This window comes from Streptomyces sp. NPDC050164 (genome assembly GCF_044459945.1).
In the GTDB taxonomy this organism is placed as follows: domain Bacteria; phylum Actinomycetota; class Actinomycetes; order Streptomycetales; family Streptomycetaceae; genus Streptomyces; species Streptomyces coeruleorubidus_A.
Genome location: NZ_JBITJK010000026.1, coordinates 17,767 through 32,699, shown reverse-complemented (window position 1 = coordinate 32,699; position 14,933 = coordinate 17,767). Strand labels below are relative to the sequence as shown.

At 71.9% G+C, this 14,933-nt stretch carries 15 protein-coding genes; 9 read left to right on the top strand and 6 right to left on the bottom strand.

Annotated elements, in window-relative coordinates; all coding sequences use genetic code 11:
• The first annotated feature begins 129 nt into the window (after positions 1-129).
• The gene (gene chpH, locus ACIBNA_RS28960; protein WP_399168124.1) at positions 130-363 is read left to right on the top strand and encodes a chaplin ChpH; all 234 of its coding nucleotides are present in this window, start codon (positions 130-132) and stop codon (positions 361-363) included.
• A 129-nt stretch (positions 364-492) separates the two neighbouring features.
• Positions 493-1,383: a chaplin gene (locus ACIBNA_RS28955; protein ID WP_399168123.1), complete on the top strand. Its 891-nt coding sequence runs from the start codon at positions 493-495 to the stop codon at positions 1,381-1,383.
• Positions 1,384-1,500: 117 nt separating this feature from the next.
• Here ACIBNA_RS28955 and ACIBNA_RS28950 read toward each other — a convergent pair whose 3' ends face one another.
• Positions 1,501-1,689 (bottom strand): DUF5703 family protein, encoded by a 189-nt coding sequence (locus tag ACIBNA_RS28950; RefSeq protein WP_010045410.1) that lies wholly within the window; start codon positions 1,687-1,689, stop codon positions 1,501-1,503.
• 47 nt (positions 1,690-1,736) lie between these two features.
• Here ACIBNA_RS28950 and ACIBNA_RS28945 point away from each other — a divergent pair, with 47 nt between their 5' ends.
• Positions 1,737-2,450: a hypothetical protein gene (locus ACIBNA_RS28945; RefSeq protein ID WP_399168122.1), complete on the top strand. Its 714-nt coding sequence runs from the start codon at positions 1,737-1,739 to the stop codon at positions 2,448-2,450.
• 65 nt (positions 2,451-2,515) lie between these two features.
• Here the strand turns inward: ACIBNA_RS28945 and ACIBNA_RS28940 are convergent, their stop codons facing one another.
• Both ACIBNA_RS28940 and ACIBNA_RS28935 read right to left on the bottom strand, forming a co-directional pair.
• On the bottom strand, positions 2,516-4,759 hold the full coding sequence (locus ACIBNA_RS28940; RefSeq protein ID WP_399168121.1) for a helix-hairpin-helix domain-containing protein: 2,244 nt from the start codon (positions 4,757-4,759) through the stop codon (positions 2,516-2,518).
• A complete protein-coding gene (locus tag ACIBNA_RS28935; RefSeq protein WP_399168120.1) occupies positions 4,756-5,742 on the bottom strand; it encodes an aldo/keto reductase in 987 nt (328 codons plus the stop codon). The genes ACIBNA_RS28940 and ACIBNA_RS28935 overlap by 4 nt, the downstream gene beginning before the upstream one ends.
• A gap of 167 nt (positions 5,743-5,909) precedes the next feature.
• Between ACIBNA_RS28935 and ACIBNA_RS28930 the strand changes: the two genes are divergently transcribed.
• Both ACIBNA_RS28930 and ACIBNA_RS28925 read left to right on the top strand, forming a co-directional pair.
• The gene (locus ACIBNA_RS28930) at positions 5,910-6,965 is read left to right on the top strand and encodes an LLM class F420-dependent oxidoreductase (RefSeq protein ID WP_399168119.1); all 1,056 of its coding nucleotides are present in this window, start codon (positions 5,910-5,912) and stop codon (positions 6,963-6,965) included.
• Positions 6,966-7,244: 279 nt separating this feature from the next.
• Positions 7,245-8,033 (top strand): ferritin-like domain-containing protein, encoded by a 789-nt coding sequence (locus ACIBNA_RS28925; RefSeq protein ID WP_399168118.1) that lies wholly within the window; start codon positions 7,245-7,247, stop codon positions 8,031-8,033.
• Positions 8,034-8,044: 11 nt separating this feature from the next.
• Here the strand turns inward: ACIBNA_RS28925 and corA are convergent, their stop codons facing one another.
• Positions 8,045-9,040 (bottom strand): magnesium/cobalt transporter CorA, encoded by a 996-nt coding sequence (gene corA, locus ACIBNA_RS28920; RefSeq protein ID WP_399168117.1) that lies wholly within the window; start codon positions 9,038-9,040, stop codon positions 8,045-8,047.
• Between the two features lie 61 nt (positions 9,041-9,101).
• Here corA and ACIBNA_RS28915 point away from each other — a divergent pair, with 61 nt between their 5' ends.
• From ACIBNA_RS28915 to mshC, 4 genes are all read left to right on the top strand, one after another.
• A complete protein-coding gene (locus ACIBNA_RS28915) occupies positions 9,102-9,788 on the top strand; it encodes a histidine phosphatase family protein (protein WP_399168116.1) in 687 nt (228 codons plus the stop codon).
• Between the two features lie 78 nt (positions 9,789-9,866).
• Positions 9,867-10,457 carry a DUF3090 domain-containing protein gene (locus tag ACIBNA_RS28910; RefSeq protein ID WP_274815177.1) on the top strand — a complete coding sequence of 197 codons (591 nt, stop codon included), beginning with the start codon at positions 9,867-9,869 and terminating at the stop codon, positions 10,455-10,457.
• Positions 10,421-11,251 carry an SCO1664 family protein gene (locus ACIBNA_RS28905; RefSeq protein ID WP_399168115.1) on the top strand — a complete coding sequence of 277 codons (831 nt, stop codon included), beginning with the start codon at positions 10,421-10,423 and terminating at the stop codon, positions 11,249-11,251. Before ACIBNA_RS28910 ends, ACIBNA_RS28905 begins: the two co-directional genes overlap by 37 nt.
• 94 nt (positions 11,252-11,345) lie before the next feature.
• Positions 11,346-12,575 (top strand): cysteine--1-D-myo-inosityl 2-amino-2-deoxy-alpha-D-glucopyranoside ligase, encoded by a 1,230-nt coding sequence (mshC, locus tag ACIBNA_RS28900; RefSeq protein WP_399168114.1) that lies wholly within the window; start codon positions 11,346-11,348, stop codon positions 12,573-12,575.
• 505 nt (positions 12,576-13,080) lie between these two features.
• Here the strand turns inward: mshC and ACIBNA_RS28895 are convergent.
• Together ACIBNA_RS28895 and ACIBNA_RS28890 are read right to left on the bottom strand one after the other, a co-directional pair.
• A complete protein-coding gene (locus ACIBNA_RS28895) occupies positions 13,081-14,064 on the bottom strand; it encodes a PAC2 family protein (protein WP_020276825.1) in 984 nt (327 codons plus the stop codon).
• 157 nt (positions 14,065-14,221) lie between these two features.
• A complete protein-coding gene (locus ACIBNA_RS28890) occupies positions 14,222-14,893 on the bottom strand; it encodes a FadR/GntR family transcriptional regulator (RefSeq protein ID WP_010045382.1) in 672 nt (223 codons plus the stop codon).
• Positions 14,894-14,933 lie beyond the last annotated feature (40 nt).

Genomic DNA, 14,933 nt, shown 5'->3' with positions numbered 1-14,933 from the left:
CTATTCGGGCAGGCGTACGAGATCGGCTGGGAAGGGTGAATGCGACCATAAGCTCGTAGCCTCATTACTCCCTCTTCGTTACAGGTAATGCGATCGCAAGATGGGTCGCTTTGCCAACTAGGAGGAATAATGATCAAGAAGGTCGTCGCTGCTGCGGCTGCCACCGGTGGGCTGGTTCTCGCGGGCGCGGGCCTGGCTGTCGCCGACTCGGGTGCCCAGGGTGCTGCCGTGCACTCCCCGGGCGTCGTGTCCGGCAACGTCATTCAGGCGCCCGTTCACGTCCCGGTGAACGTCTGCGGCAACACGGTCTCTGTGATCGGGCTGCTGAACCCCGCCTTCGGCAACTCCTGCGTCAACAAGTGACGCTTCCCCCTCGCTGAGGGGAGTCCAAAGCCATCGGTCCCGGAGCGCGTGCCATGCGCTCCGGGACTGAACGCTTCTTTCAAGGAATTCGAGAAGAATTCGAGCCAGGTCGAAGGCAGGTATTCAGGAATGCGACAGGTCACCCGCAAGGGTCTGATGACCGTGGCGGCCGCGACCGGCGTGATCGCCGCCGCGGGCGGCTCCGCTCACGCCGACTCGGGCGCACAGGGCTCCAGCTCGGGCTCGCCGGGCGTGCTGTCCGGGAACTCGGTCCAGGCGCCGGTGCACGCGCCGGTCAACGTGTGCGGGAACACGGTCAATGTGATCGGTGTCCTCAACCCGTCGGTGGGCAACTCGTGTGCCAACCAGGGCGGTGGATCGTCGTCGGGGGGATACGGCGATTCGGGCGGCCAGGGCGGCTCGCACGCGGGCGGCCGCGCCAGTGACTCGCCGGGCGTCGGCTCGGGCAACCACGTCCAGGCGCCGATCCACGCGCCGGTGAACGTCTGTGGCAACAGCGTCAACGTCATCGGCGTCGGCAACTACAGCACGGGCAACGACTGTGCGAACGGTGGCTCGGGCGGGCACCACACCAACCCGCCCGGCGGCGGCAACGAGAACCCGGGACAGCCGGGGGACCCGGGCCACCCCGGCAACCCGGGTGACCCCGGTGATCCGGGCAACCCCGGAAACCCGGGCAACCCCGGAAACCCCGGTGATCCGGGCGATCCCGGAAACCCGGGCAACCCCGGTGACCCGGTACAGCCGGGGGACCCGGGCGGCCCCGGAAGCCCGGGCGACCCCGGCACCCCGGGCACGCCGCCCGGCGCGGACAGCGAGACGCCGGGCGGTTCCTCGCACGGCAACAAGCCGGGCGGCCAGTTCGTCACCCAGCCCAGGGGCGACTCCCAGCTCGCCAGCACCGGCAGCGACCTGCCGCTCGGTCTCACCCTGCCGGCCGGCGCGGGCGCGCTGCTCGCGGGCTCGATCCTCTACCGCAAGGCGCGCACCTCGGCCTGACCGTCCCGGACGAGCCTGACAGTCCCGGAAAGGCCTGACAGTTCCGGAAAACGGAGCGGGCCCCGCCGATGCGGGGCCCGCTCCCGTGTATGCCTTCTCCCGGCGCCCCGTCTCAGCTCACCACGTGGCCCGCACCTGACGGATGATCCGCCGGCGCAACCGCACCTTGCGGCTGCCGTCGCGCAGCAGGCTCAGACGGTGCAACTCCCAGTGTCCGTACTCGGCATGGTCCGTCAGCAGACGTGCCGTCTCCTTGCGGGAGACCCCGCGCGGTACGTACACGTCGACAAATTCGTATTCCGGCATCGCATCTATTGTGCGGGCTGGGGCCTGGTACGGATAGCGTCTGCACTATGTCTGATGCTGCGCAGCCCACTGCTGCCGAGGTACGCGCCGCCGCCGAGGCGGTCAAGACCGCGCTCGACCGCCACCTGGCCGCGGTCGAACGCCGGTCGGGGGAGGACGACCCGGCCGTCTACGAGGCGTTCAACCAGCTGGCCGCGGCCGCAGAGGTGTACGACGAACTGCTCTACGACCGTTACGACGAGGTCACACCCTTCGAGATCCCCGGTACGGAGGACGCGCTGCCCCCGTACACCGGACCCGAGGAACCGAACGCGCTGAGCGTACTGATCCGCCGCGACTACGCGGTGGCGGAGCCGCAGCGGCTGCTCGCGCAGGCGCAGCGGATCGAGGCCGCCGAGGGTGAGGACGGCCCGGCCGCCTCCGGGACGATCCATGGTGCGCTGGGCCTCCTCTTCGGCGAGTTCGAACCCGACGAGATCGCCTCCCGGCACAAGGAGTTCGGGCTGGAGGAGGGCGACTCCACGCTCTGGGTGACGGCTGCGGAGGAACCGGCCGATCCCGGCGAGTGGCTGGAGGCGCCGTTCGAGCAGGTCGATCCGCAGAGTGTGGTCTGCCGCTTCGACGTCAGTGCCGTGTTCGACGACGAGATCGGCGTCGACGACGATGACGACGAAGCGGAGGACCTCGAGGACGAACTCGACACCGACCTGGACGAGGACGGGGACGAGGCCCTGGAGCCGCTGGACGCGGACCGCCGCTGAGCGCACACGTCAGCCACCCGACGGCGGTGGTCACGGGGCAGGCCCCGTGACCACCGCCGTCGTCGTCAGCTGCTGATCTGCGGAGCGAGCAGCACCGGAAGCCGGGTCGTCCGGGGCTTCGCCGGAACCTCGGCGACGGCCCGGGCCAACGCCTGTTCCACGCCGTGCACGACGGACAGATGGCGGTCGGCCCGCCCGAACGCCGTGTACACCCACGGCCGGGTGAGGGCCTGCGCGGCATCGCCGGGCAGCACCACGACCACCGCGGGCCACCGGCTCCCCACCGCCTGGTGCGCGGTGAGCGCCCAGCCGTGCCGCACGGACTGCTCCACCCGCTCCTTCGGCACGACGGCAGCCTCGCCCTCGCACGACAGGTGCAGCCCCTCGGCATCCGCCTTCACCACGCGGCCCGGCAGCGCACGGCCCGGCACGGGGGAGTAGACGATCCGGTCACCGGGGTCGAAGCCGCCGAAGCGGCCCGGGCCCGGATTGAGCCGCTCCTTCAACGCAGCGTTGAGCGCACGCGTGCCGACGGCGCCGCCGTGCCCCGGTGTGATCACCTGTGTCTCCTCGGCCGGTACGCCGATCGCCCGCGGCACCGAGTCCACGACGAGCTGCACCGTCCGGTGCACGGCCTCGCCCGCGTCCCGCACGGGCACGATCACGACCTCCTTGCCGGGGGCCTCGACCTGGTTCAGCTCGCCGATGCCGATACCGGAGACCAGCTCGCCCAGCGGCCCGGGATCCGGCCGCCGCGAGGCGACCTGCGGGCAGATCCGCGCCGCGAGCAGATCCGCGAACACCCGGCCCGGGCCCACGGACCACAGCACTCCCGGGTCCCCGGCCAGCACCAGCCGCGCCCCGTCCGGCAGCGACTCCGTCAGCAGTGCGGCCGTCTCGACATCCAGCTGCGGTGCGTCGAGCACGACGAGCAGATCGAGATCCAGCGCCCCGTCGGCATCCCGGCCGGGTCCCTCGGCACCGGAGAGCAGTCCGGCGACGGTGGCGACGGGGGAGTGGGCGTCGGGGGACCGGGTGCCGGGGGCGGCCTCGGACCGGCGCAGCAGGGCCGCGAAGCGGGTGCGGCCGATCGGGCCGTGGCTGGCGGCCCAGGCGCGCAGGCCGAGGGCGCGCGCGGCGGTCAGCAGCGCCGCGGGCTCGGTCAGGGAGGCCTCGCCGCCGGTGTGCAGGACCAGGCCGTGAGCGGCGACCACGCGGAGCAGCTCACCCGTCGAGCCCTGGGCCGCGGCGGCGGCCCGCTCCCAGTCCTCGGCCGAACCGTCCTGCTTGGGCACCGAGTTCACCAGCCGGGCCAGACCGTCGGCCAGGCTCTCCTCCGCGAGCGCGTACCGCTCGAGGCCGACCAGGACACGGACCGGACGCTCCTCGTCCTCCTCCGCGCCCTCTTCCTCGGCCGGTGCCGGCGCGCCACCGGTCTCCTCCAGCGCGTCCTGGAAGACCAGCGCGTCCCCCTCCGCGATCGCGTCCTGCACGGCGCTGTCGGGCTCCGGCACACCCCGCTGGGCCAGGGCCGCGAGGAGCGCCGGCATCTCCAGGGCGGTGTGCCCGGCCAGCGCCGCCTGCTCCAGGAGCCAGACGGTGACGGCCCGGCCCCGCCGCTCGTCGCCCGGACCGCACTCGGCGCCCAGCAGGGCCCGCGCGAACCCGTCGGCCTGCTCGGGCCGCACGCCGGCGACCCGCAGCAACTGCCAGGGATCCGCGCGCAGCAGCTCGTCCGCGCCCTCGCCGAGTGCCGCGGCCACCGGCGGCGCGAGCACCTCGGGGGCACCGCCCTCGCCGAGCACCTGCCGTACGGCCTGCACCGCCGCCGACGCGGGAGCCGTCGACGCGGCGACGGCCTCGGCCGCCAGCGGCTGCGGCCGTCGTACCGGCTCCGGGGCGGAGCGCCGGGGGGCGGGCTCGGGCTCTTCGAACACCGTGGCGACCGGCTTCTCACCGCTCTCCACGGCCCGCACGGCCGCGAGCAGATCGGCGGCCTTGCCGCTCAGCTTGGTCCCGGCCTCGATCGGCGCCTTCTTCTCGGCCTTGCGCTGCTCGATACGCTCCCGCACGGCCCGCTGCGCCCGCAGCTCGGCCTCGGCTTCGGACACCTCACCGGCACCGGCTGCTTCCCCCTCGGCGCCCTCGGCCTCGGAGACTTCACCGCTACCGGCTGCTTCCCCCTCGGTGCCCCCGGCCTCGGAGACCTCACCGGCACCGGCCGCATCCCCCTCGGTCCCCTCGGTCTGCGCACCACCGGTCGGCGTCCCCGGCTCGGCGTCCTCCGTGGTCTCCGGCTCCGTGCTCACAGCGTGCTCCAGTCGTGATCGGGATAGCGGTGCACAGGCGCCGACACGTCGTCGAGCGCCCGGCAGATCTCGTCAGGAAGACTAAGGGTCTCCACTGACAATGCCGCCGTGAGCTGCTGCGCGTTGCGCGCGCCGACGATGGGCGCGGCCACCCCCGGCCGGTCGCGGACCCAGGCCAGCGCCACCTGCAGCGGCGTCACCGCCAGTCCGTCGGCCGCGGTCGTCACGGCGTCCACGATGCGCCTCGCCGTGTCGTCCAGATACGGCGCGACGAACGGCGCGAGGTGCTCCGAGGCACCACGTGAGTCCGGCGGCGTCGTGTCGCCCCGGTACTTGCCCGTCAGCACCCCACGCCCCAGCGGCGAGGACGGCAGCAGCCCGATACCCAGGTCCAGCGCTGCCGGCAGCACCTCGCGCTCGATGCCCCGCTGGAGCAGCGAGTACTCCAGCTGTGTGGCCGCCAGCCGGGTCCGGGTGCCGGGGGCCGCCAGTTGCCAGGTGGCGGCCTTGGCCAGCTGCCAGCCGCAGAAGTTGGAGACGGCGGCGTAGCGGGCCCGACCGCTGGCGACCGCGAGGTCGAGGGCCTGGAGGGTCTCCTCCAGCGGGGTGTCCGGGTCGAAGGCGTGCACGTGCCACAGGTCGACGTAGTCGGTGCCGAGCCGGGAGAGCGAGGCGTCCAGCGCGGAGAGCAGATGGCCGCGGGAGGTGTCGAAGCGGCGGTCGGGGTCCGGCACGCTGCCGGCCTTGGTCGACACGACCAGGTCCCGGCGGGGCACCAGGCCGTCCATGAGCCTGCCGAGCAGGTACTCGGCCTCTCCGTCGCCGTACACGTCCGCGGTGTCGACGAGGGTCCCGCCCGCTTCCCAGAACGTCTTCATCAGGTCCGCGGCGTCGTGCTCGTCGGTGTCCCGTCCCCAGGTCAGGGTGCCGAGCCCGATCCGGGACACACGCAGGCCGGTGCGGCCGAGATGCCTCTGCTCCATGAACGCCGAGATTACTGGCCAGAACCTTCCGTGTGGGGGGCTGTGGACGGCCGATTTCCGGCGCCCGGCTCGGGTTGTCCGGCACGGCTGCCCGCGGCTAGGTCCTCGCACAGCCGCACGCTAAGGTCTGCGCACGTGCACGTTACTGATCGGTAAGGGGATTCGGCATGCAGCTCGGTATCAACCTCGGCTACTGGGGTGCCGGAATGGACGCGGACAATCTGGCCGTCGCCCAGGAGGCCGACCGGCTCGGATACGCCGTCTGCTGGGCCGCCGAGGCCTACGGCTCCGACGCCGCCACCGTACTGACCTGGGTCGCCGCCCAGACCGAACGTATCGACGTCGGCTCCGCCATCTTCCAGATCCCGGCCCGCCAGCCCGCGATGACCGCCATGACGGCGGCCACCCTCGACTCCCTCTCCGGCGGCCGCTTCCGCCTCGGCCTCGGCGTCTCCGGCCCGCAGGTCTCCGAAGGCTGGTACGGCGTCAAGTTCGACAAGCCGCTGGCACGCACGCGTGAGTACGTCGAGATCGTCCGCAGGGCCATGACGCGCGAGCGCCTGTCCTACGAGGGCGAGCACTGGACGCTGCCCCTGCCCGGCGGCCCGGGCAAGCCCATCAAGCTGACCGTGCACCCGCAGCGCGAGCACATCCCGCTGTACATCGCCGCGATCGGCCCGAAGAACCTGGAGCAGACCGGCGAGATCGCCGACGGGGCCCTGCTGATCTTCCCCTCCGCCGAGCACCTCGAGGACACGACGATCAAGTACCTGCGGGCCGGCCGTGAGAAGGCCGGCAAGACCCTCGACGGCTTCGACGTCTGCCCGACCCTCCCGCTCGCCGTCGGCGACGACAAGGACGTCGCCGCGCTCGCCGACACCTTCCGCCCCTACACCGCGCTGTACGTCGGCGGCATGGGCAGCCCCAAGCAGAACTTCTACAACCAGCTCGCCCAGCGCATGGGCTACGAGAAGGAGGCCGCCGAGATCCAGGGCAAGTACCTGTCCGGCGACAAGCAGGGCGCCGCGGCCGCCGTACCGCACGAGCTGATCGACAAGACCGCGCTGCTGGGGTCCGTCGACCGGATCGCGGACCGGATGAAGGCCTACGCGCAGGCCGGCGTCACCACCCTGAGCCTCGCCCCGGCGGGCTTCACGCTCGACGAGCGGCTCGCGTCCCTCCGCGCCGGCACGCAGGCCCTGGAGCGCGCGGGGCTCGCGTAACAGGCCCGAGTCTTCTGCGGCCGTGGTGGGGGCTCGGGGGTCTTCCCCGCCACGGCCGTCACGCAGAACAACGCGGCGTGCCTCCTGCGGTTACGCCGGGATCCTCCCGGACATGCCGGCCGGGCCGGTTTCGACGCGGTCTCCCGTGTCCTCCATTCGGCGGAGTTGTCCGACATACCTGTTGCCGCACCTGTCGTCCCGCACTTGACTCGTCCTTTGCGGAAACCTGCGGAATCACGCAGCACGCGCACGCGCACGTGCGCGGGAGAGGTGCTCACGATGCTTTCGGCCAAGAGTGTGTTCCAGCAGATCCTCGCCAACGACGAGTCCTTCGCCCTGTTCTGCTCCATCGCCGCGAGCGGCGAGTCCCAGGGCGGCTGGGAGAACGCCCGTATCGCCGCGCTCGTCCCCGAAAGCGAGCGGGAACTCGCCCCCAAGATCACCCGGCACGGCGCCGACGAGGACAAGCACGGCCGGATCTTCAACGCCCTGATGAAGAAGCGCGGCCTCGACCCCGTCCCGGTCCCGCCGGAGACCGACTACACGATGCTCCTGGAGAAGAACGGCATCGGCCTCGCGCATGAGCAACTCGGGCGCGACGAGCGGCTCACGGTGCAGGACATCGTCACGTACCTCTCGCACAGCAGGGTCACCGAACAGCGCGCCTCCGAGCAGATGGAACTCCTGCGCAAGCACTTCGCCGACGACCCCGACATCGGCCGCGCGGTCAAGCAGATCTCCAACGACGAGGACAACCACCTCGCCTACTGCCACGAGGAACTGCTGCGCTTCGCCTACGCGGGCCACGGCCGGGCCATCCAGCGGACCCTGCGCGAGTGCGCGCTCGCCGAGATCCGCATCTACCGGGACGTCAGCCTCGCCGTCATGGCGCACATGGGCCGCATCCTCGGCTGGTCCAGGGCCAAGTCCGCGGTGCTCGCGGCGGGCATCCACGCGATGTACGCCTACGAACGGCTGGGCGGCTGGCGCCGGATGGTGTCGCTGAAGACGCCCGAGCGCCGCGACGCCCTCGGCGGACCCGCGTCCGCGGCACCCGAGTTCGCCTGAGACGGCCCGGTCTACAACCAGCCACGGCGCTTGAACAGCCGGAACACCAGCACCTCGAGAACGGCCATCACCGCGATCAGCGCGGGATAGGACCACTCCCAGCGCAGCTCGGGCATGTGATCGAAGTTCATGCCGTAGATCCCCGCGATCATCGTGGGGATCGCGGCCATGGCCGCCCACGCGGAGATCTTGCGCATGTCGTCGTTCTGCCGGACGCTCATCTGCGCCAGATGCGCGGAGAGGATGTCCGACACCAGCCGGTCCAGGTTCTCCACGGACTCGTTCACGCGCGTGAGGTGGTCGCTGACGTCACGGAAGAACGGCCGGGCCCGGTCGTCCACGAACGGCACCGCGACGCCGGACGGCGCCGTGCCCGCCAGCCGGCTCATCGGCAATGCCAGCGGCCCGGTCGCCCGGCGGAACTCCAGGACCTGCCGTTTGAAGTTGTAGATCCGCGACGCGGTGTGCCGCGAGCCCTCGCCGTCCGGTGAGAAGACCTCCGCCTCCAGACCCTCCAGGTCGGCCTGCAGCTCGGTCGCGACGTCCAGGTAGTGGTCGACGGCGGCGTCGGCGACCGCGTAGAGCACGGAGGTGGGGCCGTTGCCCAGCAGGTCCGGCTCGTGCTCCAGCCGCTGCCGTACGGCCTTGAGCGGGCCGCCCTCGCCGTGCCGGACGGTCACGACGAACGAGTCGCCCAGGAAGATCATGAGTTCGCCGGCCGAGACGGTGTCGCTCTGCGGCTCGTACGTCACCGGCTTGAGCACCACGAAGAGCGAGTCGTCGTACACCTCCAGCTTGGGCCGCTGGTGGGCCTTGAGGGCGTCCTCGACGGCCAGTGGATGCAGCCCGAACTCCTGGGTCACATGGTCGAATTCGCGCTCCGTCGGCTCGTGCAGCCCGATCCACACGAAACCGCCCGCCGCACGGGCCTCACCCAGGGCGTCGGAGAAGTCCTCCGGCCCCTGCGACCGGTGTCCGTCGCGGTAGATGGCACAGTCGACGATCACGAAGAGACTCTCCCGTCACTCGAAGGACACCGTACGCGCGCGTGCGCCTACGCTGGACCGCATGCCCACGTTGATCCTGGTCCGGCACGGACGTTCCACCGCCAACACCGAGGGACTGCTCGCCGGCTGGACGCCCGGTGTCTCCCTCGACGAACGCGGCGCGGCGCAGGCCGCCGCGCTGCCCGGGAGGCTCGCCGAACTGCCCCTCGCCGAGATCGTCACCAGCCCGCTCCAGCGCTGCCAGGAGACGATCCGGCCCCTTCTCCAGGCCCGGCCGGAGCTCACCCCGCACACCGACGAGCGCATCGGCGAGTGCCACTACGGCGACTGGTCGGGGCGCAAGCTCGACGAGCTGAAGGACCAGCCCCTGATGGAGGTCGTGCAGGCGCACCCCTCCGCGGCGGCGTTCCCCGGCGGCGAGTCCATGCGGGCCATGCAGACCCGTGCCGCCGAGGCCGTACGCGAGTGGAACGCGCGCGTGGAGCGCGACCACGGCGCCGACGCCGTCTACCTCATGTGCTCGCACGGCGACATCATCAAGTCGCTCGTCGCGGACGCACTCGGACTTCATCTGGACCTCTTCCAGCGGATTTCCGTTGAACCGTGTTCCATCACCGCGATCCGCTACACACGACTGCGACCGTTTCTCGTCCGCCTCGGCGACACGGGCGACTTCACGTCCCTGGTGCCGCGCGAGGAACCGCCGGGCGACGAGGCCCCCGTCGGGGGTGGTGCGGGCGCACCGTGATCGTCGGCCGCAGTAGGGTGAAGCGGTCGCAGCAGTGCCGTGGCCACACGGCCCCCACGATTCCAATGGAGACAGGACGTGTCCCGTCAGGTGTTCCTCTACGACCATCCGGAGCGTTTCGTGGCCGGTACGGTCGGACTGCCCGGGCGCCGTTCGTTCTTCCTCCAGGCCACCGCCGGCTCCCGGGTGACCAGCGTGGCCCTGGAGAAGACCCAGGTCGCCGCGCTCGCCGAGCGCATGGACGAACTGCTCGACGAGGTCGTACGCCGTAGCGGAGGCAGCGCCGCCGTCCCCGCCGTCGCACCGTCCGAGATCACCGACACCGCTCCGCTGGACACCCCGATCGAGGAGGAGTTCCGGGTCGGCACCATGGCGCTCGCCTGGGACGGCGAGGAGCAGCTGATGATCGTCGAGGCGCAGGCGCTCGTCGAGCTCGACGCCGACTCCGAGGAGGACCTCGCCGAGGCCGAGGAGCGGCTGCTCCAGGACGAGGAGAACGGGCCGCCGATGCTGCGTGTCCGGCTCACCGGCGCGCAGGCGAGGGCCTTCGCCAAGCGCGCCCTCGACATCGTCAACGCCGGGCGGCCGCCGTGCCCGCTGTGCAGCCTCCCGCTCGACCCGGAAGGACACGTATGTCCGCGCCAGAACGGATACCGCCGCGGAGCGTGAGTCCTCTTTCGGACGCCGCCCAACTGCTCGCCCGGGGCGAACTCACCGTGCGCGGACGCATCCGTGAGGCATCCAACGCGGCCCTGTACTGCACGGTGTCCCACGACGGCCGGGAAGCGGCCTGCATCTACAAGCCGGTCGCGGGGGAGAGACCCCTGTGGGACTTCCCCGACGGGACGCTCGCCCAGCGCGAGGTCGCCACGTACGAGGTCTCCGAGGTGACCGGCTGGGGCCTCGTCCCGCCCACCGTGCTGCGGGACGGCCCCTACGGCGAGGGCATGTGCCAGCTGTGGGTCGAGGCGGCGCCGGAGGCGGAGCTGCTCGCGCTGGTCGACGGGGAGGAACCGGAGCCGGGCTGGAAGGCGGTCGGCTTCGCCGAGGTCGGCGAGGGCCGCACCGCTCTCCTCGTGCACGCGGACGACGAGCGGCTGCGCCGGCTCGCGGTGCTGGACGCCGTTGTCAACAACGCCGACCGCAAGGGCGGGCACCTGCTGCCGACCGATGAGGGGCGGCTGTACGGGATCGACCACGGGGTCACCTTCAACGTCGAGAACAAGCTGCGGACCCTGCTGTGGGGGTGGGCGGGGGAGCCCCTCACCCAGGAGGCCGTCGACGTCCTCGAAGGCCTCAGGAAGGACCTGGCGGAGGACGGTCCCCTCACCGCCCGGCTGCAGCCGCTGATCACCGGCGCGGAGATCGACGCCACACGCGCGCGGGTCGGCGCGCTGCTCGCCTCGGGGAAGCATCCGGAGCCGAGCGGGCAGTGGCCGGCGATTCCCTGGCCACCCGTGTAGCAGCACATGCGCCGAGCAGTCGCAAGAGCGCCTTCTCGGCCGTCCGGCCCGCTCCCATTCGTATATGGAACTTCAGTCCGGTTAGGCTCATGGCATGCATGCCTGGCCCGCTTCCGAGGTCCCCGCCCTGCCTGGTCAGGGCCGCGACCTGAGGATCCACGACACCGCGACCGGTGGTCTGGTCTCCCTCGACCCCGGTCCCGTCGCCCGTATCTACGTCTGTGGCATCACCCCGTACGACGCCACCCACATAGGACACGCGGCGACCTACAACGCGTTCGACCTCGTGCAGCGCGTGTGGCTCGACACCAAGCGGCAGGTTCACTACGTCCAGAACGTCACCGACGTCGACGACCCGCTCCTGGAGCGGGCGCAGCGCGACGGCCTCGACTGGGCCGCGCTCGCCGAGCAGGAGACGGCCCTCTTCCGTGAGGACATGACGGCCCTGCGGATGCTGCCGCCGCGGCAGTACATAGGCGCCGTCGAGGCGATACCCGGGATCGTCCCGCTCGTCGAGCGGCTGCGGGACATGGGCGCGGCGTACGAACTCGAAGGCGACGTCTACTTTTCGGTCGAGTCCGACCCGCACTTCGGCAAGGTCTCCGGGCTGGACGCCGCGGCGATGCGGCTGCTGTCCGCCGAGCGCGGCGGCGACCCGGACCGGCCGGGCAAGAAGAACCCGCTCGACCCGATGCTGTGGATGGCGGCCCGGGAGGGCGAGCCCAGTTGGGACGGCGGTTCGCTCGGACGCGGACGGCCCGGCTGGCACATCGAGTGCGTGGCCATCGCCCTCGACCACCTCGGCATGGGCTTCGACATCCAGGGCGGCGGCTCCGACCTGGCCTTCCCGCACCACGAGATGGGCGCCTCGCACGCCCAGGGCCTGACCGGCGAGTTCCCCATGGCCAAGGCCTACGTCCACGCCGGCATGGTCGCCCTCGACGGCGAGAAGATGTCCAAGTCCAAGGGCAACCTGGTCTTCGTCTCCAAGCTCCGGCGCGACGGCGTCGACCCGGCCGCCATCCGGCTCGCGCTGCTCTCCCACCACTACCGTGCCGACTGGGAGTGGACCGACCAGGTCCTCCAGGACGCCGTCGCACGGCTCGCCCGCTGGCGGGCCGCAGTCTCCCGGCCCGACGGCCCCCCGGCGCAGGCACTCGTGGAGCAGATCCGCGAGTCCCTCGCGAACGACCTGGACGCTCCGGCCGCCCTCACCGCGGTCGACCGCTGGACCGCGCAGCAGGAGCAGAGCGGCGGCACGGACGAGGGCGCCCCCGGGGTGGTCTCCCGGGCGGTGGACGCGCTGCTGGGCGTAGCGCTGTAACCGACAACAGCCGCAGGGGGCGTCTCCCGGGCGGGAGACGCCCCCTGCGGCTGGCCGGGTGTCGCGGGGTGCCCCCGGCGGCTGTGAGGGCTCTGGGCGCGTGCATGCTCGTCGTCGGCGACGGCTGGGCAGCGGGGTGCTGCCGTGAGACTCTGACAGGCTGCGAGGGGCTGCGGTGCGCCCCCGGCGCCCGCTTGCCGTCGCGGACGCGGGTCGGCGAGGTGCCGCGGTGGCCGTGGCAGGCTGCGACGGCTCTGAGCACGCCTGCTGTCTGCTCGTCGCCGACGGCAGGGGCGGCGAGGACCGGCGCGTTCCCCACCCGGGGCTCACGCTCGCGGTTGCCGGCGCGGGTGCAAGGTGTGGCAGTGGAGCCCCGTCCGGCATGCTCGTCGTGGTCGACGGCATGGCGGCGAGGTGCCGCGGTGGGGCCCGGCAGGCCGCCAGGGCTGCGGGCGCGTCCCCCGGCGCCCGCTCGCTGCCGCCCGGGCCCGCGGTGGGCGAGGTCTCAGTCCTCCGACGACTCCTCGTCGTCCGTGCCCGGCTTCGGCGGCTTCGGTGGGCGGGTACGGCCGCTGGGGTTGTCCCGCAGGTACGACGTGCTGTCGCTGCCGTCCGCCGTGGCGTGGCCGCCGGAGGCGGTCGGTCCGCCGCCGTCGCGGCGCCGGAGGTAGCGCTCGAACTCGCGGGCGATCGCCTCACCGGACGCCTCCGGCAGCTCGGCGGTGTCCCGGGCCTCCTCCAGCGACTGGACGTACTCGGCGACCTCGCTGTCCTCGGCGGCCAGTTGGTCCACGCCGACCTGCCAGGCGCGCGCGTCCTCGGGCAGCTCGCCCAGCGGGATGCGCACGTCGATCAGGTCCTCCAGCCGGTTCAGGAGGGCCAGCGTGGCCTTCGGGTTCGGCGGCTGCGAGACGTAGTGCGGTACGGCTGCCCACAGGGACACGGCCGGTACCCCCGCGTGCGTGCACGCCTCCTGGAGGACGCCGACGATGCCCGTGGGCCCCTCGTACTTGGTCTCCTCCAGGTCCATGCGACGGGCCAGGTCCGGGTCGGACGTCGTCCCGCTGATCGGAACCGGACGGGTGTGCGGGGTGTCGCCGAGCAGGGCGCCCAGGACGACCACCAGTTCCACGCCCAGTTCGTGCGCGAAGCCGAGCAGTTCGTTGCAGAACGACCGCCATCTCATGGACGGTTCGATACCCCGGACGAGGACCAGGTCGCGCGGCTTGTCCCCGCCGACCCGGACCACCGACAACCTTGTCGTCGGCCATGTGATCTTGCGAACGCCGGCTTCCATGAACACCGTGGGGCGGTTCACCTGGAAGTCGTAGTAGTCCTCGGCGTCCAGCGCCGCGAACACCTCGCCCTTCCACTCCCTGTCCAGATGCGCGACCGCGGTGGAGGCGGCGTCGCCGGCATCGTTCCAGCCCTCGAACGCGGCCACCATGACCGGGTCGATCAGCTCGGGAACCCCCTCGAGCTCGATCACCCAGCGCCTCCTTCCGACGTGCCCTCGCGTACCCCCCAACCTTACGGCGTACCAAGGGGGCGCCCGCAGCCCCCTTGCAGGGGGAGTGACCCCATCACTGCCCCGCGATCCACCCCTGAACACCCCGGATTCATCCGAGCTGTCCGTGAGGCCCTGGTCACAGCGTGGAGCGCAGCCACTGCTCCACGCTCGCGATGTGCACCGTCGCCCACGAGCGCGCCGCCTCGGCGTCCCGGTCCCGCAGGGCCGCGAGGATCGCCCGGTGCTCGCGCAGGGTGCGGCCGACCGCGTCCTCCTGGGTCAGGCCGCGCCAGATCCGGGCCCGGGTGGTGGGGCCCGACAGCCCGTCGAGCAGCGAGCACAGCACGGAGTTCCCCGAGCTCTGCACGATGCCCCGGTGGAACTCCAGGTCGCAGGCGACGAGATCCTCCACGGACGGGTCGTCGCCGAGCTTGTCCAGCTGGGCCGTGAGCGCGTCGAGCTGCTGTTCGCTGATCCGCAGGGCCGCCATGGCCGTCGCGGCCGGCTCCAGGATGCGGCGTACGGCCAGGAACTCCAGGACCGTGTCGTCGCGGTGGAAGTCCACGACGAAGCTCAGCGCCTCCAGCAGGAGTTGCGGATCGAGGCTGGTGACGTACGTGCCGTCGCCCTGCCGCACGTCCAGGATCCGGATGAGGGACAGCGCGCGTACGGCCTCCCGCAGGGAGTTGCGGGACAGGCCGAGGTCGGCGGCGAGTTCGCTCTCCTTGGGCAGCCGGTCGCCCGGCCGCAGCGCGCCGGAGACGATCATGCCCTTGATCTTCTCGATCGCCTCGTCGGTGACTGCCATGGCCGGCCTCCCTGTCGCTCAAGACCTCCGACGTATCAGG